This window comes from Roseicella frigidaeris (assembly GCF_003258945.1).
GTDB classification, from domain to species: domain Bacteria; phylum Pseudomonadota; class Alphaproteobacteria; order Acetobacterales; family Acetobacteraceae; genus Paracraurococcus; species Paracraurococcus frigidaeris.
Window position 1 is genome coordinate 15,599 of the sequence record NZ_QLIX01000006.1, and the last position, 18,004, is coordinate 33,602.

Here is an 18,004-nt window from a genome sequence, read left to right on the forward strand (position 1 = left end):
GATACAGAGCATGAGCACGACCACTCTCGATCTGGCCCCTGCCGCGGGCCGCAGCAGCCAGGGCGTCCGGCGGAGCGCGATGGAGGTGGCCACCTCCCTTGCCCTCGCCCTGATCGGCGCGGCGGCGATCTGGGACAGCAGCCGGCTCGGCGCCGGCTGGGGCGCGGAAGGGCCGCAATCCGGCTACTTCCCCTTCTGGATCGGCCTCATCCTGGCCGGCACGAGCCTGGCCAACCTGGTCCCTGTCCTGCGCGCCAGGGGCGCGGCGGCCGAGGCGATGTTCGTCACCTGGCCGCAGCTCCGCCTGGTGATGTCGGTGCTGATCCCGACGGTCTTCTACGTCGCCGCCATCCCGCTGAGCGGCATCTACCTCGCCTCCGCGGCGCTGGTCGCCTACTTCATGATGCGCCTCGGCGAGTTCACCTGGCGCAGCGCGCTGCCGGCAGCCGTCGCGACGGCGCTGGTGGCCTTCGTCACCTTCGAGGTCTGGTTCCTGGTCGGCTTGCCCAAGGGCCCGATCGAAGAGCTGCTCGGCTTCTGACCGTCCGACGCCCCGCCCGGATACCCCCTCTCCCATGGAAGAAATCGGCCTCCTGATGCAGGGCTTCGCCGTGGCCCTGCAGCCCGGGAACATGCTGCTCATGCTGGTCGGCGTCGTGCTCGGCGTGCTGATCGGCGTGCTGCCCGGCCTCGGCGGCGCCAACGGCATCGCCATCCTGCTGCCGCTGACCTTCGCCATGCCGCCGGTCTCGGCGGTGATCATGCTCTCCTGCATCTACTGGGGCGCGTTGTTCGGCGGCGCCATCACCTCCATCCTGTTCAACATCCCGGGCGAGCCCTGGTCCGTCGCCACCACCTTCGACGGCTACCCGATGGCGCAGCAGGGCCGGGCCGGCGAGGCGCTGACGGCGGCCTTCACCTCCTCTTTCTTCGGCGCCTTCGTCGCGGTGGTGATGATCACCTTCGTCGCGCCGATCATCGCCGGCTTCGCCCTGCGCTTCGGGCCGCCGGAATTCTTCGCGGTGATGTTCCTCTCCTTCGCCTGCTTCGTGGGCATGGCGAAGGGCTCGCCGCTGAAGACCCTCGCCGCGATGATGCTGGGCTTCCTGCTGGCCGCGGTTGGCATGGACACCGTGACCGGCCAGCTCCGCATGACCTTCGGCTCGGAGGAGATGATCCGCGGCTTCGACTTCCTGGTCGCGGTCATCGGCCTCTTCGGCATCAGCGAGATCCTCTGCTCGATCGAGGAGGGGCTGCACTTCCGGGGGCAGAAGGCGAAGATCGACCTGAAGGTGGTGCTGCGCACCTGGGCGGAGCTGCCGCGGCATTGGTTCCTGGCGATCCGCTCGGCCCTCATCGGCTGCTGGATGGGCATCACGCCGGCGGGCGCCACCCCGGCCTCCTTCATGTCCTACGGCGTCGCCCGACGGATGTCGAAGGACCCGGCCGGCTTCGGGCAGGGCAGGATCGAGGGCGTGGTCGCGCCCGAGACCGCGGCGCATGCCGCCGGCACCTCGGCCCTGCTGCCGATGCTGACCCTCGGCGTGCCGGGCTCGCCCACCGCGGCGGTGCTGCTCGGCGGCCTGATCATGTGGGGGCTGCAGCCGGGGCCGATGCTCTTCGTCGAGCAGAAGGAGTTCGTCTGGGGCCTCGTCGCCTCCATGTATCTCGGCAACGTCGCCGGGCTGCTGGTGGTGTTGGTGGCGGTGCCCTGGTTCGCCGCGATCCTGCGGGTGCCCTTCCCGATCATCGCCGCGCTGATCCTGACGGTCTGCGCCATCGGCGCCTACACGGTCAGCAACGCCGAGTTCGACATCGTGCTAATGCTGATCTTCGGCATCGTCGGCTATGTGATGAAGAAGCTGGACTACCCGCTGGCGCCGCTGGTGCTGGCGCTGGTTCTCGGCGATCGGACGGAAGAAGCCTTCCGGCAGTCGCTGCTGGTCAGCAATGGAGATCTCGGCATCTTCTTCCACAACTGGCTGAGCGGCGGGATCATGGCGGCCGGTATCGCCCTGCTCCTCTGGCCGGCCCTCGCCTGGGCCCGCGCCGCGCTGGCCAGCGGCCTCGGACGCGCCCGGGCGGCATAGTGGGCACTGGCGGAGGGGGGAATGCCGTTCCCTTCCCCGCCAGCGCGTGCCTCAGCGCCGCAGCGAGGCGCGGTGCCGCCCGGAGAGCTCGACGTAATGCGGCGCAGTGCGGTCGAAGCCGGCGCGCTGCTCCGGCGTCAGCACCCGCAGCAGCTTCGCCGGGTTGCCCATCCAGAGCTCGAGGCGGCCGATGCGCTTGCCCGGCGGCAGCACGCTGCCGGCGGCGAGCACGCCCCCCTCCTCGATCACCGCGCCGTCCAGCACCGTCGCCCCCATGCCGACGAAGGCGCGGTCCTCGAGCTGGCAGGCATGGATGATGGCGGCATGGCCAACGGTGACATCGGCGCCGACGATGGTGGCGAAGTTGTCCGAGGTGGCGCGCCCGGAATTCACATGGACGATCGTGCCGTCCTGGATGTTCGAGCGCGGGCCGATGCGGATGATGTTGGTGTCGCCGCGCAGCACGCAGTGATACCAGATATTCGCCCCCTCGGCGATTTCGACATCGCCGATCACCGCCGCGGTCGGCGCCACCCAGGCGCCGGCATGCACCACCGGCACCTTGCCTTCGAAGGGATAGAGCGGCGGCAGCACCGTCGCGACCTGCTGGTCCATGCGCCCTACTCCGCCGCCGCCGCCAGCCGCGTCTCGACCGGCACGCCGAGCATGAGGCCGAGATTCTGCACCGCCGCGCCCGAGGCGCCCTTGCCGAGATTGTCGTAGCGCGCCGTCAGCACCGCCTGCTGCCGAGCCGCATTGCCGTGCACCCTTAGCTCCAGCAGGTTGGTGTTGTTCAGCGCCTCCGGCTCCAGCTTCGCCCCGGCCGGGACGACGCGGATATACTCGCTGCCGGCATAGCGCTTCGCCAGCACCGCCTCGATTGCCTCCGGCTTCGGCCGGCCGGGCAGCAGGTCGAGATGCAGCGGGATGCTGTCGATCATGCCCTGGCGGAAGTCGCCGACCGAGGGGACGAAGATCGGCCGCCGGGCGAGCCCTGAATAGAGCTGCAGCTCGGCGACGTGCTTGTGCTCCAGCCCGAGGCCGTAGAGCTCGAAATCCGGCGCCGTGCGGGCCTCATAGGCGGCGATCATGGCATTGCCGCCGCCGGAATAGCCGGAGACGGCGTTGACCGAGATCGGCATATCGGCCGGCAGCAGCCCTGCCTCGATCAACGGCCGCAGCAGCAGGATGGCGCCGGTGGGATAGCAACCTGGGTTGGAGACGCGCGGCGCCGCGGCGATCCTCGCCGGCTGCTCCGGCGAGAGCTCCGGCAGGCCATAGGCCCAGTCCGGATCCACCCGGTGCGCCGTGCTGGCATCGAGCACCTTGGGCGCCTCGGCGCCGAGCGAGGCGGCCAGCGCCGCGCTCTCCTTCGCCGCCTCGTCGGGCAGGCAGAGGATGACCAGGTCGACCTCGGCCATCAGCGCCCGCCGGGCCTCGGGGTCCTTGCGGCGGGCCGGGTCGATGCTGCGCAGCGCGACATGCGGCAGCAGGTCCAGACGCTCGCGGATCTGCAGGCCGGTGGTGCCGGCCTCGCCATCGATGAACACCGTCGGGATGCTGCCCTTGGCCATGGCCTGCTCTCCTCTGCCGCCCATTTGCCGCGCAAAGCGGCCGAAAAAGCAAGAGGGGCGGACCCGCTGCGGATCCACCCCTCCCGTATGACAATCCGAAGCCGGACCGGCGCCTGACGCCGCTCCGCAGGCGTCAGCGCTTGCTGAACTGGAAGGAACGTCGCGCCTTCGCCTTGCCGTACTTCTTCCGCTCGACGACGCGCGGGTCGCGGGTCAGGAAGCCGGCCTTCTTCAGGATGGAGCGCAGCTCCGGCTCGTAGTTGGTCAGGGCGCGGCTGATGCCGTGCCGCACCGCGCCGGCCTGGCCGGAGAGGCCGCCGCCGGTCACCGTCGCCATGACGTCGAACTGCTGGTAGCGGTCGGCGACGAGGAAGGGCTGGGTGATCAGCATCCGCAGCACCGGCCGGGCGAAATACTGCACCACCGGCTTGCCGTTGACCTCGATCTGCCCCTTGCCGGGCTTCACCCAGACGCGGGCGACCGCATCCTTGCGGCGGCCCGTGGCATAGGCGCGGCCCCACTGGTCGCGCTTCGGCTCGCGCGGCGCCGACGGGGACTCGCCGGCGGCGGGCGTGCCCTGCACCAGCGTCTTCAGGTCGGCGAGCGTGCCGGTCATTTGCTCGCTCATGCGGAGACAACCTTCTGTGCCGCGCCGCCACCGGCGACGTTCTTGCGGTTCATGCCGGCGACGTCGAGCGGCGCGGGCTGCTGGCCGGCATGCGGATGCTCCGGACCGGCATAGACGTGCAGGCTCTTCATCTGGAGCCGGCCGAGCGGGCCGCGGGTGATCATCCGCTCCACCGCCTTCTCGATCACGCGCTCGGGGTGCTTGCCCTCGAGCCGCTCGCGCACCGTGCGCTGCTTGATGCCGCCGGGATAGCCGGTGTGCCAGTAGAAGATGGACTGCTCGGCCTTCTGGCCGGTCACCTTCACCTTGCGGGCATTCACCACGACGACGTGGTCCCCGCAATCGACATGCGGGGTGAACTGGGGCTTGTGCTTGCCGCGGAGGCGGTTGGCGATGATGGTGGCGAGGCGGCCGAGCACGAGGCCCTCCGCATCCACCACCACCCAGGCCTTCTGCACCTCCGCTGGCTTCAGCGAGCGGGTCTGCGTCTGCAGCTGCGGCATCGTCCGAGCGGGTCCGGTCTGAAAGAGAGCGGGCTTATGCCGGGCGACGGCTCGCAGGTCAAGGCAGGACAAGGCTTTTTTGGCAGCGGTATTATGATACCGCATGGCTGGCCCGGCCGTGCCAAGGCCGCCCGGCCATGCCATGCTGCCGCCAGCAGCCGCAGGTCGCCGCATGTTCAGCCATGTCACCCTCGGGGTCGGGGATATCGACCGCGCCATGGCCTTCTACGACGCCGTGCTGGCGCCGCTCGGGCTCGCGCGGCAGGTCTCGGACCGGGCCGCGGGGCAGGCCGGCTATGCCGCGGCGCCGGCGGGCCGGGCGGGGTTCTGGCTTCTCCGGCCGCGCGACGGCCGCCCGGCCAGCGTCGGCAACGGCACCACCATCGCCTTCGAGGCCGCCGACCGCGCCACGGTCGATGCGGTGCATGCCGCGGCGCTGGCCGCGGGCGGGCGGGCGGGATGAGGGTGGACCCGGTCTCCGGCCGCACTACCATGCCGCCTATTACGGGGCCTATATGCGCGATCCGGACGGCAACAAGCTCTGCTGCGTCTGCCACCGCCCGCTGGCCGGGCCGGGGCGCGCCGACCGCGGCGGGGCCGGAGGAGCGGCGACATGACCACCAAACCACCCCATGGCCTCGGCCGCGACGTCGCCAATTACGGCGACCGGGAGTTCTCCCACTACCTCCGCCGCAGCTTCGCCAGCTCGATGGGCTATTCCCGCGCCATGCTGGAGAAGCCGATCATCGGCATCGCCGACACCGCCAGCGACTACAACAACTGCCACCGCGGCGTGCCCGAGCTGAAGGAGGCGGTGAAGCGCGGGGTGCTGGCCGCCGGCGCCCTCCCCTTCGCCTTCCCCACCGTCAGCCTCTGCGAGCCCTCGCTGACGCCCACCTCCATGCACTACCGCAACCTCATGGCGCTCGACACCGAGGCGATGCTCTCGGCCCAGCCCATGGACGCCGCGGTGCTGATCGGCGGCTGCGACAAGACGGTGCCGGCCCAGCTCATGGCCGCGGCCAGTGCCGATGTCCCGAGCGCCCTGCTGGTCACCGGCCCGATGCTGGCGCAGCGCTTCGAGGGCGAGCGCCTGGCCGCCTGCACCGATTGCCGCCGCTACTGGGCGCGCTACCGCGCCGGCGACGTCTCGGCCGAGCGGATCGGCGAGATCGAGGGCAAGCTGGCCACCACCTCGGGCACCTGCGGCGTCATGGGCACCGCCTCGACCATGGCCTGCCTCGCCGCGGCGCTCGGCTTCATGCCGCTGATGGCCGCCTCCGCCCCGGCGGTGCATGCTGACCGGCTGCGCTTCGCCGAGGAGGCCGGGACGCTGGCGGTGCAGCTCATCCGGCATCCCATCCGCCCCTCGCAGCTCATCACCCCGAAGAGCGTCGAGAATGCGCTGCGTGTGCTGCTCTCCCTCGGCGGCTCGACCAATGCGCTGATCCACCTGACGGCCATCGCCGGCCGGGCGGGGGTGACGATCGACCTCCGGCGGCTCGACGCGCTCTCCGAGGAGACGCCGGTGCTGGTCGACCTGAAGCCGACCGGCGAGGGCTACATGGAGGATTTCCATGCCGCCGGCGGCATGGTCGCCCTGCTGCGGGAGCTGCGCGACCTGCTGCACCTCGACACCATCGACGTCTATGGCCGGACGCTGGCCGAGCAGATCGATGCCGGCCCCGCCTTCGTCGACCGCACCTATATCCGGGCGCGGGAGACGCCGGTCAGCCCGGTCGGCGGGCTGGTCGCGCTCTTTGGCAGCCTCGCCCCGGACGGCGCCATCCTCAAGCGCAGCGCCGCCACCCCGGCGCTGTTCGAGACCGAGGCGCGCTGCCTGGTCTTCGACGGGCTGGAGGACCTCGCCAGTCGCATCGACGATGACGCGCTGGAAGTGACGCCGCAGGACATCCTCATCCTCAAGAATGCCGGCCCCCTCACCCCGGCCGGCATGCCGGAGGCGGGCTACCTGCCCATCCCGCGCAAGCTGGCCCGGGCCGGGGTGAAGGACATGGTGCGGATGAGCGATTGCCGGATGTCCGGCACCGCCTTCGGCACCATCGTCCTGCACATCGCCCCCGAGGCGGCGGCCGGCGGGCCGCTGGCGCTGGTCGAGACCGGCGACCGGGTGCGCCTCTCGGTGCGGGAGCGGCGGCTCGACCTGCTGGTGGAGGAGGCCGAGCTCGGCCGCCGCCGCGCCGCCTGGCGGCCGCCGGCCCGGCCGAAGCGCGGCTGGGACCGGCTGGTCCACGACCAGGTGCTGCAGGCCCCGGACGGCGTCGATCTCGGCTTCCTCCGCCCCGAGGGTCATTGACGCCGGCGCCGGGAGGCCCGCCGCGCCGGACTTGCATCCCCGGGCACGGCATCTGATAGCTTGCGGCGAACAAGTCCGGGCCGAAACCAATGCCGATCCTGAACCGTATTGCGGAATTCCACCCCGAGCTCACGGCCTGGCGTCAGGACCTGCACGCCCATCCCGAGATCGCCTTCGAGGAGGTCCGGACCAGCGGCATCGTGGCCGAGCGGCTGCGGCAGTTCGGCTGCGACGCGGTGCATACCGGCATCGCCGGCACCGGCGTGGTCGGCGTCATCCGCGGCCAGGGCGATGGCGACAGGGCGATCGGGCTGCGCGCCGACATGGATGCGCTGCCGATCGAGGAGGCGACGGGCCTGCCCTATGCCTCCACCGTGCCGGGAAAGATGCATGCCTGCGGCCATGACGGCCACACCACCATGCTGCTCGGCGCCGCCCGCTACCTGGCCGAGACCCGCAATTTCAGCGGCACGGTCTACCTGATCTTCCAGCCCGCCGAGGAAGCCGGCGGCGGCGGCAACGTCATGGTGCAGGAAGGGCTGTTCGAGCGCTTCCCGATGGAGCGGGTCTTCGGCATGCACAACTGGCCCGGCGCGCCGGCGGGCAGCTTCCTCTGGCGCGATGGGCCGGTGATGGCCGCGACGGCCAACCTGCGCGCCACCATCACCGGCAAGGGCGCGCATGGCGCCATGCCGCACCAGGGCAACGACCCGATCGTCATCGCCTCGCAGATCGTCACCGCGCTGCAGAGCGTCGTCGCCCGCAATGTCGAGCCGGTCGAGGCCGGGGTGATCACCATCGGCCACATCCAGGGCGGCGATACCTGGAACGTCATCCCGCAGAGCGTCACCCTCCGCGGCACCGCCCGCTGGTTCAAGCCGGAGGTCGGCGACCTGCTGGAGGAGAAGTTCACCAGCCTCGTCACCGGCATCGCCACTGCCTTCGGCGCCGCGGCGGAGGCGGTCTTCGAGCGTGGCTATCCCGCCGTCGTCAACGACCCCGAGAGCACCCTGCTGGCCCGCCAGGCCGCGCTCGCCGTGGCCGGAGAGGCGCGGGTGGTGGAGATGCCCCGCCCCACCATGGGGGGCGAGGACTTCTCCTACATGCTGAACGCCAAGACCGGGAATTACATCATGCTCGGCGCCGGCCGCGGCCCGGCCGACCCGCAGGTCCACCACCCGCGCTACGACTTCAACGACGCGGTGCTGCCGATCGGGGCGAGCTACTGGGCGATGCTGGTCGAACAGCAACTGCCCCGCGGCTAGGCCGGCCGGCGCATCGCAGCGGAGAAGCCGCACAGCCCCTCCCCCACGCTCAAGCACGCGTCAAAATGGTCGCTGCCCGTTGCCCTGCCGCGGCTTCGCCGCGGCAGGCTGTGGCGCATCAAGCCTCAGGAGCGAATCCCGGCTTCCCCGCGATGGCGCGTGGCGGCGTCGTGGGGAGCTATTCTGCCGGCGCCGCCTCCCGCTGCTCGAGGGCCGGGTCATGGCCCATGGCCAGCACCAGGATGCCGGCCGCGAGCGGCAGGACGGCGAGGGCCAGCAGCGCCATGGCGAAGCTGCCGCTGCTCTCCTTCACCCAGCCCACCGCATAGGGGCCGACGAAGCCCGCAAGATTCCCGATCGAGTTGATCAGCGCGATGCCGCCCGCCGCGGCGCTGCCCGAGAGCAGCGCGGTCGGCAGCGTCCAGAAGGGCGGCAGGCAGCCGAAGATGCCGAGCGCGCCGATGCTGAGCACCAGCATCACCATCACCGGGCTGCCCAGCACGGCGCAGGCGGCGAGGCCGGCGGCCGCCAGCAGCGCCGCCCCGGCGGTGTGCCAGACCCGCTCGCCGGTGCGGTCCGAGCTGCGGCCCCAGAGCACCATGGCGACGGCGCCGAAGGCATAGGGGATGGCGGTGACGAAGCCGGTGGCGAGGTTGCTCAGCCCGAAGCCCTTGACGATCTGCGGCAGCCAGAAGGACAGGCCGTAATTCGAGGCGACCACGCCGAAATAGACCAGGCCGAGGCCGATCACCCGCGGATGGCGCAGCGCCTCGCCGAGGGTGAAATGCACCACCGCCTCCTTGCTCCGCCGCTCCTCCTCCAGCCGGTTCGCCAGCCATTGCCGCTGCGCTGGCTCCAGCCACTGCGCATCGGCGGGCTTGTCGGTGAGGTAGAACAGCACGGCGACCGAGAGCAGCACCGCCGGCACCGCCTCGATGATGAAGAGCCATTGCCAGCCATCGAGACCCATCACCCCGTGCAGGCCGAGCAGCATGCCGGAGATCGGCGCGCCGATGACCGTCGAGATCGGGATGGCGACCATGAAGGCACCGACGATGCCGGCCCGGTAGGTCGCCGGGAACCAGTAGGTCAGGTAGAGGATGATGCCCGGGAAGAAACCCGCCTCGGCGATGCCGAGCAGGAAGCGGACCAGATAGAGGCTCCATTCGCCCTGCACCAGCGCCATGCAGCCCGAGAGGATGCCCCAGGTGACCATGATGCGGGCGATCCAGCGCCGCGCGCCCACCTTCTCGAGGATGACGTTGCTCGGCACCTCGAAGAGGAAATAGGCGAGGAAGAAGATGCCGGCGCCCCAGGCATAGGCGGTGGGGCTGAGGCCGAGCGCCTTGTTCATCTCGAGCGCGGCGAAGCCGACATTCACCCGGTCGAGATAGGCGATGAAGTAGCATAGCATCAGGAACGGAACGAGGCGGCGCGACACGCGCGCCATCGTCTCCCGCTCCAGCGCCGAGGTGGTGCTGGCGGACATGCGTCTCTCTCCCTGCGCGCCGGCACCACCGCGGCCCCGGCGCACGCCGGCCGGATCAGGCGGCCGTGCGGCCGCCCCGATACACGCCCGGGATCATCCGATCCAGCGTCCCGCGGCATTCGTTGCGGCCGGGATCGGCCCTGGCGGCGGCGGTGGATTACCGGCGGTTCAGGAAGCCGGTTCGCGGACCGGGCCCGGCGCCTCGTTTGGTCGCGTGGAGCACGCCTTCGGTGAGTCCGTCTCGGGCGATCACGCGTTAGGCGGCGATGCGCCGGACCAGCCAGAGCAGCAGCAGGGCCAGCCCCGCCAGCAGCACGGGCACCAGGGCGACCGGGGCCAGGCCGAGCAGGGCCGGCAGCAATCCGGCGCCGAGCGTCGCGGCCGCCACCTGGAAGCCCACGGCATGCACCGCCAGCGCCCCGCCGAGCCGTGCGGGCGTACGGGCCATGAGCGTCGGGTAGAGCGGCGCCAGCGCGACCGCGAGGAGGCCGACCGAGACGAGGTCCAACCCCGGCGGCGCGAAGGCGAATCCGGCCGAGGCAACCGCAGCGACGAGCACCGCGATGCGCAGCATCCGGTCCGGCCCGATCCGGTCGACGAGGAAGCCGAGCCCGACCCGGCCGGCCGCCAGCGCGCCCCAGAAGAGCGCCGTCGCGGCCCCGGCCAGCGCCGGGTCGGCCCCCCGCGCCGCGACCAGGATGGTGGCCAGCCACTGGCCCGTCCCGGCCTCGACGCCGCAATAGACGAAGAAGGCCAGCACCTGCCGCCGCGCCATGGCGCTGCGCAGCGCCGCGCCCATGGAGGCGGGGGGCCCGCGATCCTCGACCGGCCCGCCCCAGCACTGCCGCGTCGCCGCGAAGGCGAGCGCCAGCGCCCCCAGCAGCAGCCCGATCACCAGGTAGACATGCCGCCAGGAGGCGCCGCCGGCCAGCAGCAGGGTGGCGATGGCGGGGCTGAGCGTGGCGCCGATGCCCCAGCAGGCATGCATCCAGTTCAGGTGCCGGGGCGCGAAGCGGGCGGCGGCGAAGAGGTTCATCGCCGCATCCACTGCCCCGGCGCCGAGGCCGCTCAGCAGCGCCAGGGCCACCAGCAGCCCCCAGGGCGGCGCCGTGGCGGCGGCCAGCGCCGCGATCGCCGTCAGGCCGAGGCTGCCCGCCAGCACGCCGCCGATGCCGAGGCGGGCGATGGCGCGGCCCGCCAGCAGGCTGGCGGCCATGGTGCCGCCGGAGACGGCGAGCAGCAGCAGGCCGAGCGCCGCCTCCGGCCGGCCGTAATCCAACCGCAGCACCGGCCAGAGCGTGCCGGGCAGCGGGTCCGGCAGGCCGAGGCCGATGAAGGCGATATAGGCGAGGGCCAGCAGCGGCATGAGGAGCGCGGCGCCGGGACCGGGGATGCCCGATGCCCTAGCTGCCGACCTTCAGCGTGCTGGTCAGGCCCCGCAGGCAGGCGAGGATGGAGAGCGGCGTGATCTTGCCGGTGCGGGGATTCTCCTCGCTCGGCACGTTCTCGATCGTCATGGTCAGCCGCGCCGCCTCGGCCTCGACCCGGATGGTGTGGGTGTTGCGGGTGACGGTCGGGTCGGCCCAGATCTCGACCATGGTGCGCTCCGGCCCGATGCCGGCCAGCGCCAGGGCGGCGGCGACGTTCACATTGGCCGGGAAGCCGCGCGCCGCGTCGAAGGCATTGCCGCGGAAGACCACGGTCGGCGCGGCGATGCCGCCGAGATCGACGCCCCGCTCCACCAGATAGGGCGCGCCCTCGAGCCCGCGCGGCGGCTTGCGCGTCTCGATCGTCACGCTCGCCACCGTCCCCTCCGCCGCCGCCCGCACCGCATCGAGGCCGAGCAGCGCGCCGGTCGGCACGATGATGCGCGCGCCCGTCTCCCGCGCCCGCGCGACGAGGTGCATCCGCGGCAGCAGCGCGCCGACGGAGGAGGGGACGAAGATGCGGCCCCGCGCGATCGCCGGCTCGGCGATCTGCTCGAAGACCGCGGCCGGCGCCGCCTCGACCACGATCTCGGCCGCCTCGGCGAGTTCGGGCAGGGCGACGAGGCGCGGCGGCGCGCGGAAGCCGACGAGGCTGCGGCGCGCCTTCTCCTGATCGCGCGCGCTGACGGCGACGAGGCGCAGGCCCTCGACCCCGGCATCGAGGACACGGGCGAGATGCGCGCCGATCGCACCCAGGCCGCCGATCGCTACCGTCCTGTCGCCCGCCATGCCGCGCCCTCCCCATCCGTCCCGCCGCCGCGCGCCCGGTTGGGCGCCCGGCAAGGCGGTTAGCAGAGGCAGCGGCCGGGCACGAGGGGGCGGAACCGTGCCGGGCGCGGGGCGCTATGCGCAACGACCGGCCCAGACGCAGGTCCGCAACAGATCCAGGAGGACCGCCACCATGGCATCGCATCCGCTGCTGCACGGCATCGCCGCCGCAGCCCTGCTCACCAGCCTCGCCGCCTGCAGCAACTCGCGCGACGGCAGCCCCGGCAACCCGCCCAGCACCTCGCTGCAGCGGGCCTATGACCGGGCGACTGGCAGCCCGCGCACCAGCGCCGACGGCACCGGCAACAACCCGAGCGGCACCGCCGCCGAGCGGGCGCTCGACCGCGCCGCCGGCACCGATGTCTCCGGCGCCTATCCGCGGCAGGCGGACGGCAAGCCGGGCAACCCGCCCGGCACGGCGGCCGAGCGCGCCTATGACCGGGCGACGGGCTCGAACACCTCGGGCGCCTATCCGGCCAACCGCTGAGCCGCGCCGGGGAGGCGGCCCGCGCCCCTCCCCGGCTCCCCTCGCCGCCGGTCAGACCACCGGGCTGCGGCCGCCATCGACATTGATCGCGGTGCCGGCGATGTAGCCGCCCGCCTCGCTGCAGAGGAACAGCGCGGTCGCGGCGAACTCCTCCGGCCGGCCGTAGCGGCCCATGGGCAGCGCGGCGCCGAGCTTGCCGAGCCACTCCTCGTAGCTCTCGTTGGTCTTGCTCGCGGCGTGCCGGCGGCGGTGCTGATCGCTATCGATCAGGCCGACCAGCAGGGCGTTCACCAGGATGTTGTGCTTCGCGCCCTCATTGGCCTGCACCTTGGTCAGCGCCATGCCGGCGGCGCGGCTGACCGCGGTCGGCGCCCCCTCGGCCGGCGGCGCCTTGGCGCCGGTGTTGAGCACGTTGATGATGCGCCCCCAGCGCCGCGCCTGCATGCCCGGCCAGGCCAGCCGGCCGAGCCGGATGGCGGCGAAGAGCTTGAGGTCGAGATCGTTCTGCCAGAGCGCGTCGGAGATCTCGAGGAAGGGCCCGCGCTGGCTGGTGCCGGCGTTGTTCACCAGGATGTCGAGCTTGCCGAAGGCCTTCTCGGCCGCGGCGAAGGCCGCCTCGCAACCCTCGGCGGTGCTGATATCGGCGGCGACCGGGGCGATGGCGGCGCCCGGCGCGGCGCGTTCGATCTCGGCCTTGGCCTGCGCGAGTTGCTCGGCGCCGCGCGCGACGATCGCCACCTGCGCCCCGGCGGCGGCGAAGGCCCGCGCGATGGCGAGGCCGAGCCCCTTCGAGCCGCCGGTGATCAGCGCCGCCCGGCCATCCAATCGCAATTCCATGGAGCGTTCCCCCATCCCTCTCTGGCGGCATCCTGCCGGGCCGGCGGCCAAGGGGAAAGAGAGGGGGGGGGGGGAAGATGGGGCGACCAACGGGACTCGAACCCGTGACATCCAGGACCACAACCTGGCGCTCTACCAACTGAGCTATGGCCGCCACCGAGCCCGGGCGCCGTGGCACCCGGGCGGCGCGTGATAGGGCTCCGGCGAAGTGCGGTCAAGATTGGCCGCACGCCGCCCCGGGCGATTGGTCAGGGGGCGGAGTCCCGCTCTAGCCGGCGGCCGCCGTCAACTGCCGGCCACGCCCGGCCGCCCAGGCCCGCAGCCGCTCCAGCGCCTCGTCCAGCACCGCCTCGCCCTTGCAGAAGGCGAAGCGGGCATAGTGGCTCGGCGCCTCGGCCGAGGCGTAGAAGGCGGTGACCGGGATGGCGGTCACCTTCGCCTCCTCGGTGATGGTCCGGCAGAAGGCGACGTCGTCGCCGTTGAAGCCGAGCGGCCGGACATCGGTGGTGATGAAGTAGGAGCCCTGGGTCGGCAGCACGCCGAAGCCGATCGCCGCCAGGCCACGCGCCAGGCGGTCGCGCTTGGCCTGGAGCTGCGCCGAGAGGCCGGCGAAATAGGCATCCTCCTTCATCAGCCCGACCGCGACGCCGCGCTGCAGGTTCGGCGCCGTGGTGAAGGTGAGGTTCTGGTGCGCCTTGGCGACATTGCCGGCGAGGCTGCGGTCGCAGGTGATGTAGCCGACCTTCCAGCCGGTGAGGCTGAAGGTCTTGCCGGCGCTGCCGATGCGCATGCAGCGCTCGCGCATGCCGGGCAGCGTCATCAGCGGGATGTGCCGCCAGCCGTCGAAGGTGAGGTGCTCGTAGACCTCGTCGCAGATGGCGTAGCAATCGTGCCGGCGGATCAGCTCGGCGAGGAAGGCGAGCTCGGCGGTGGTGAAGACCTTGCCGGTCGGGTTCATCGGCGTGTTGAGCAGGATCGCCTTGGTCCTCGGCCCGAAGGCGGCGGCCAGCTCGGCCCGCGGCAGCGCCCAGTCGGGCGGCGAGAGCCGCACCAGCTTCGGCACCGCGCCGAGCAGCTTCACCACCGGCAGGTAGGTGTCATACAGCGGCTCGATCAGCACGCATTCGTCGCCGGGATTGAGCACGGCCATGAGGCAGGCGGTGATCGCCTCGGTGGCGCCGGAGGTGACGACCACCTCGCTCGCCGGATCGGCCTCGATGCCGTAGAAGCGGCGGTTGTGCGCGGCGACGGCCTGGCGAAGTTCGGGCACGCCGGTCAGCGGCGGGTACTGGTTGCGGCCATCCCGGAGCGCCGCCGCGGCCGCCTCGATCACGTCCTCCGGCCCGTCATAGTCGGGGAAGCCCTGGCCGAGATTGATCGCGCCGTGCTCCAGCGCCAGCGCGCTCATGACGGTGAAGATGGTCGTGCCGGTGGCCGATAGCAGGCTGTTCTGGGGCTGCATTCCGCCCTTGCCCTTCCCGATGGATCATCAAAGCAATCGGGCATGCCCGGCGCCGCGGTTGGCCGGCGCCGGGCATGCCCTGGATGTGCCGGCCATAATGGGTATCGGCCGCTCGCGCCGCAAGCCGCGGAGGCGGCGGGATCTGCCGAAACTAAGGGCATATTGCCGCCACAACAGGCACAAACCGCGCCGCGCACCGCGGATTTCGCGCCGAGGGCCGATTGAACCGGTGGCACGGGGCGTGCAAAACAGCGTCGGCCGGCACCGCCGGAGGGCGGAGAGGTCAGGAGGAAGCGTCATGCCGGGACCGCTTCGGAACGAAGACCATCCCCGGAACGCAAAGCGGAGCCGATGAAGAAGATCGAGGCCATCATCAAGCCCTTCAAGCTCGACGAGGTGAAGGACGCCCTGCACGAGATAGGCCTGCAGGGCCTCACCGTGGTCGAGGCCAAGGGCTTCGGGCGCCAGAAGGGCCATACGGAACTCTACCGCGGGGCCGAATACGTCGTGGACTTCCTGCCGAAGGTGAAGATCGAGGTCGTCTGCACCGACGACCTCATCGAGCGTGCGGTCGAGGCGATCCAGCAGGCCGCGCGCACCGGTCGCATCGGCGACGGCAAGATCTTCATCTCGGACATCCAGGATGTCATCCGCATCCGCACCGGCGAACGGGGCGAGGACGCGGTCTGATCGCAGCGGCGGCCCGGCAGGACGGGCCGCCGCAGACACGCTGCGGCCGGGACAAGCCCACGGCCCGCGGCGGCGAGCCCGGGTTCCGCGTCGCCGAGGCGGCGCGGGCGCGGGTTGCGGCGTGCGCCGCGCCTAGGGGGCGAAGGGGAGACCCCGCAAGGGTCTCCGGGACCAGTCAGAGTAACAGGACGCACGACATGGCAGATAACACAGCCGCCGTCTCCAAGGTCATGGACATGATCAAGGAGCACAGCGTCGAGTACGTGGACTTCCGCTTCACCGACCCGCGCGGCAAGTGGCAGCATACCGCCCAGCACGTCTCCACCGTGAGCGAAGACACCTTCGTCGACGGCATCATGTTCGACGGCTCCTCGATCGCCGGCTGGAAGGCGATCAACGAGTCCGACATGATCCTGATGCCGGATGCCGAGACGGCCTGCATGGATCCGTTCTCCGCCAAGCCGCAGCTGATCCTGATCTGCGACATCATCGAGCCCTCGACCGGCCAGTTCTACGCCCGCGACCCGCGCGCCACGGCCAAGCTGGCCTCGGCCTATGTGCAGTCGAGCGGCGTCGGCGACACGGTGCTGGTGGGCGCCGAGGCCGAGTTCTTCGTCTTCGACAGCGTGCGCTTCGGCACGGGCGGCAATTTCGGCAGCTACTTCCTCGAGAGCATCGAGGGCCCGGGCGCCAACATGAAGGAGTACCCGGAAGGCAATATGGGCCACCGGCCCGGCGTGAAGGGCGGCTACTTCCCGGTCCCGCCGGTCGATAGCGAGCAGGACCTGCGCGCCGAGATGCTCTCGACCATGGGCGAGATGGGCCTGCCGATCGAGAAGCACCACCACGAGGTGGCGCAGTCTCAGCACGAGCTCGGCACCCGCTTCGGCAAGCTGGTCACGATGGCCGACCAGATGCAGATCTACAAGTACTGCGTGCACAACGTGGCGCACAGCTACGGCAAGACCGCGACCTTCATGCCGAAGCCGATCTACGGCGACAACGGCTCGGGCATGCACACCCATCTTTCCATCTGGAAGGAGGGCAAGCCGATGTTCGCCGGGACCGGCTATGCCGACCTGAGCGAGATGTGCCTCTACGCCATCGGCGGCATCATCAAGCACGCCAAGGCGGTGAACGCCTTCACCAACCCCTCCACCAACTCCTACAAGCGGCTGATCCCGGGCTTCGAGGCGCCGGTGCTGCTGGCCTATTCGGCCCGCAACCGCTCCGCCTCCTGCCGCATCCCCTACACCACCAGCCCGAAGGCGAAGCGCGTCGAGGTGCGGTTCCCCGACCCGTCGGCGAACCCCTACCTCGCCTATGCCGCGCTCACCATGGCGGCGATGGACGGGATCAAGAACAAGATCCATCCGGGCGACCCGATGGACAAGGACCTCTACGACCTGCCGCCGGAGGAGCTGAAGGGCATCCCGACGGTCTGCGGCTCGCTGCGCGAGGCGCTCGGCGCGCTGGAGGCGGATCACGAGTTCCTGCTCGAGGGCGGCGTCTTCTCCGAGGACCAGATCGCCAGCTACATCGAGCTCAAGTGGAACGAGGTGTACCGCTTCGAGCACACGCCGCACCCGGTCGAGTTCGAGATGTACTACTCGGTCTGAGGGTCCGGGGCCGGCGCCGTCCCGCGCGGACGGCGCCGGCCGCCCATTCTGCCACGCCGCCGGGCGCCCGCGCCCGGCGGCGTCTTGCGTCCTGCCACCCGCGCCGGCGGCGGGATCGGAAACCGATGCCGCTTCGATGCTTTGTTGAGGCGTGATGTACCTTCTCGCCCTGCTCGTCCCGCCCCTCGCCATCCTGCTCGCCGGCCGTCCCTTCCAGGCGGTGTTCAACGGCCTGCTCTGGCTGGCCGGGCTGCTGCTCCTGATCCTTCCCTTCGTGCCGGGGCTGCTGACCTGGGCTCTCGCCGTGCTATGGGCCGTCCTCGTCGTGCGCGGCCGGAAGCAGGAGGCGCGCGACCGGCGACTGATCGAGACGGCGCTCGAGCGCGACCGCGCTAGACCACGATCCGCTCACTCCGGTTCGCGGAGCATGGTCTAGCGCGTTGTTTGGTCGCGTGATTCACGCCTTCGGTGTTTCCACCTCAGGCGATCACGCTCCAGCCGGGTCGGCTGATCCCGCGGCCATTGCGGCCCGGGCAGGGGGAGGATGCGGATGGCGCGATCGCTCTGGTCGCTCGGGGCGTTGCTCGTGCTGCTCGGGCTCGCCGCCCATGTCTTCGGCTGGGACAGCCTGCTGGAAATCCCGGAAGCGGCCATCGCCGCGATCAGGGCGGCGCCCGCCACCTATGGGGTCGTCGCCCTCGGTGTGCTGCTGATGCTGGTCGCGCGCATGATGGGGCGCCGGCGCGGCTGAGGGCATCTGCGGCAGGCAACCCATCGCCGGTCTCCGC

Annotated in this window: 19 protein-coding genes and 1 tRNA gene; 10 read left to right on the top strand and 10 right to left on the bottom strand. The window is 71.3% G+C overall.

Annotated features, from left to right (window positions below; all coding sequences use genetic code 11):
* Nucleotides 1–10 precede the first annotated feature (10 nt).
* Together DOO78_RS10245 and DOO78_RS10250 are read left to right on the top strand one after the other, a co-directional pair.
* On the top strand, nt 11–541 hold the full coding sequence (locus DOO78_RS10245; RefSeq protein WP_111469674.1) for a tripartite tricarboxylate transporter TctB family protein: 531 nt from the start codon (nt 11–13) through the stop codon (nt 539–541).
* Between the two features lie 34 nt (nt 542–575).
* A complete protein-coding gene (locus DOO78_RS10250; protein WP_111469675.1) occupies nt 576–2,090 on the top strand; it encodes a tripartite tricarboxylate transporter permease in 1,515 nt (504 codons plus the stop codon).
* Between the two features lie 51 nt (nt 2,091–2,141).
* On the opposite strand, the gene DOO78_RS10255 is transcribed toward DOO78_RS10250, so the two are convergent.
* From DOO78_RS10255 to rplM, 4 genes are all read right to left on the bottom strand, one after another.
* Complete coding sequence (locus tag DOO78_RS10255; protein WP_111469676.1) at nt 2,142–2,705, bottom strand: gamma carbonic anhydrase family protein; 564 nt, start codon at nt 2,703–2,705, stop codon at nt 2,142–2,144.
* A 5-nt stretch (nt 2,706–2,710) separates the two neighbouring features.
* A complete protein-coding gene (gene argC, locus DOO78_RS10260; protein ID WP_111469677.1) occupies nt 2,711–3,664 on the bottom strand; it encodes an N-acetyl-gamma-glutamyl-phosphate reductase in 954 nt (317 codons plus the stop codon).
* A gap of 133 nt (nt 3,665–3,797) precedes the next feature.
* Nucleotides 3,798–4,292, bottom strand: a complete 495-nt coding sequence (rpsI, locus tag DOO78_RS10265) for a 30S ribosomal protein S9 (protein ID WP_111469678.1) — start codon at nt 4,290–4,292, stop codon at nt 3,798–3,800.
* Nucleotides 4,289–4,795, bottom strand: a complete 507-nt coding sequence (gene rplM / locus DOO78_RS10270) for a 50S ribosomal protein L13 (protein WP_111469679.1) — start codon at nt 4,793–4,795, stop codon at nt 4,289–4,291. The genes rpsI and rplM overlap by 4 nt, the downstream gene beginning before the upstream one ends.
* A gap of 172 nt (nt 4,796–4,967) precedes the next feature.
* Here rplM and DOO78_RS10275 point away from each other — a divergent pair, with 172 nt between their 5' ends.
* The 3 genes from DOO78_RS10275 to DOO78_RS10285 all read left to right on the top strand — a co-directional run bounded on the left by DOO78_RS10275 (nt 4,968) and on the right by DOO78_RS10285 (nt 8,377).
* Nucleotides 4,968–5,258, top strand: coding sequence for a VOC family protein (locus DOO78_RS10275; protein WP_243634495.1), 291 nt, complete (start codon nt 4,968–4,970; stop codon nt 5,256–5,258).
* Nucleotides 5,259–5,408: 150 nt separating this feature from the next.
* Nucleotides 5,409–7,112: a dihydroxy-acid dehydratase gene (locus tag DOO78_RS10280; RefSeq protein ID WP_111469680.1), complete on the top strand. Its 1,704-nt coding sequence runs from the start codon at nt 5,409–5,411 to the stop codon at nt 7,110–7,112.
* An 89-nt stretch (nt 7,113–7,201) separates the two neighbouring features.
* Nucleotides 7,202–8,377 carry a M20 aminoacylase family protein gene (locus tag DOO78_RS10285; protein ID WP_111469681.1) on the top strand — a complete coding sequence of 392 codons (1,176 nt, stop codon included), beginning with the start codon at nt 7,202–7,204 and terminating at the stop codon, nt 8,375–8,377.
* Nucleotides 8,378–8,555: 178 nt separating this feature from the next.
* Here the strand turns inward: DOO78_RS10285 and DOO78_RS10290 are convergent, their stop codons facing one another.
* The 3 genes from DOO78_RS10290 to DOO78_RS10300 form a co-directional block, all read right to left on the bottom strand.
* A complete protein-coding gene (locus tag DOO78_RS10290) occupies nt 8,556–9,866 on the bottom strand; it encodes an MFS transporter (protein WP_111469682.1) in 1,311 nt (436 codons plus the stop codon).
* Between the two features lie 256 nt (nt 9,867–10,122).
* The gene (locus DOO78_RS10295; RefSeq protein WP_111469683.1) at nt 10,123–11,232 is read right to left on the bottom strand and encodes an MFS transporter; all 1,110 of its coding nucleotides are present in this window, start codon (nt 11,230–11,232) and stop codon (nt 10,123–10,125) included.
* A 37-nt stretch (nt 11,233–11,269) separates the two neighbouring features.
* Nucleotides 11,270–12,082 (bottom strand): aspartate dehydrogenase, encoded by an 813-nt coding sequence (locus DOO78_RS10300; protein WP_111469684.1) that lies wholly within the window; start codon nt 12,080–12,082, stop codon nt 11,270–11,272.
* Between the two features lie 172 nt (nt 12,083–12,254).
* On the opposite strand from DOO78_RS10300, the gene DOO78_RS10305 reads away from it, so the two are divergent.
* Nucleotides 12,255–12,608 carry a hypothetical protein gene (locus tag DOO78_RS10305; RefSeq protein ID WP_111469685.1) on the top strand — a complete coding sequence of 118 codons (354 nt, stop codon included), beginning with the start codon at nt 12,255–12,257 and terminating at the stop codon, nt 12,606–12,608.
* Between the two features lie 51 nt (nt 12,609–12,659).
* Here the strand turns inward: DOO78_RS10305 and DOO78_RS10310 are convergent, their stop codons facing one another.
* The 3 genes from DOO78_RS10310 to DOO78_RS10320 form a co-directional block, all read right to left on the bottom strand.
* On the bottom strand, nt 12,660–13,445 hold the full coding sequence (locus tag DOO78_RS10310; protein WP_111469686.1) for an SDR family oxidoreductase: 786 nt from the start codon (nt 13,443–13,445) through the stop codon (nt 12,660–12,662).
* Nucleotides 13,446–13,523: 78 nt separating this feature from the next.
* Nucleotides 13,524–13,599, bottom strand: a tRNA-His gene (locus DOO78_RS10315).
* 114 nt (nt 13,600–13,713) lie between these two features.
* Nucleotides 13,714–14,907 (bottom strand): aminotransferase, encoded by a 1,194-nt coding sequence (locus DOO78_RS10320; protein WP_111469687.1) that lies wholly within the window; start codon nt 14,905–14,907, stop codon nt 13,714–13,716.
* A 351-nt stretch (nt 14,908–15,258) separates the two neighbouring features.
* Here DOO78_RS10320 and DOO78_RS10325 point away from each other — a divergent pair, with 351 nt between their 5' ends.
* The 4 genes from DOO78_RS10325 (at nt 15,259) to DOO78_RS10340 (ending at nt 17,967) form a co-directional block, all read left to right on the top strand.
* Entirely contained in the window at nt 15,259–15,597 is a 339-nt protein-coding gene (locus DOO78_RS10325; RefSeq protein ID WP_111469688.1) for a P-II family nitrogen regulator, read from the top strand.
* A 197-nt stretch (nt 15,598–15,794) separates the two neighbouring features.
* Entirely contained in the window at nt 15,795–17,216 is a 1,422-nt protein-coding gene (gene glnA, locus DOO78_RS10330; protein ID WP_111469689.1) for a type I glutamate--ammonia ligase, read from the top strand.
* 154 nt (nt 17,217–17,370) lie between these two features.
* Nucleotides 17,371–17,652 (top strand): YqaE/Pmp3 family membrane protein, encoded by a 282-nt coding sequence (locus tag DOO78_RS10335; RefSeq protein WP_111469690.1) that lies wholly within the window; start codon nt 17,371–17,373, stop codon nt 17,650–17,652.
* 114 nt (nt 17,653–17,766) lie between these two features.
* Entirely contained in the window at nt 17,767–17,967 is a 201-nt protein-coding gene (locus tag DOO78_RS10340; protein ID WP_111469691.1) for a hypothetical protein, read from the top strand.
* The last annotated feature ends 37 nt before the right edge of the window (nt 17,968–18,004 follow it).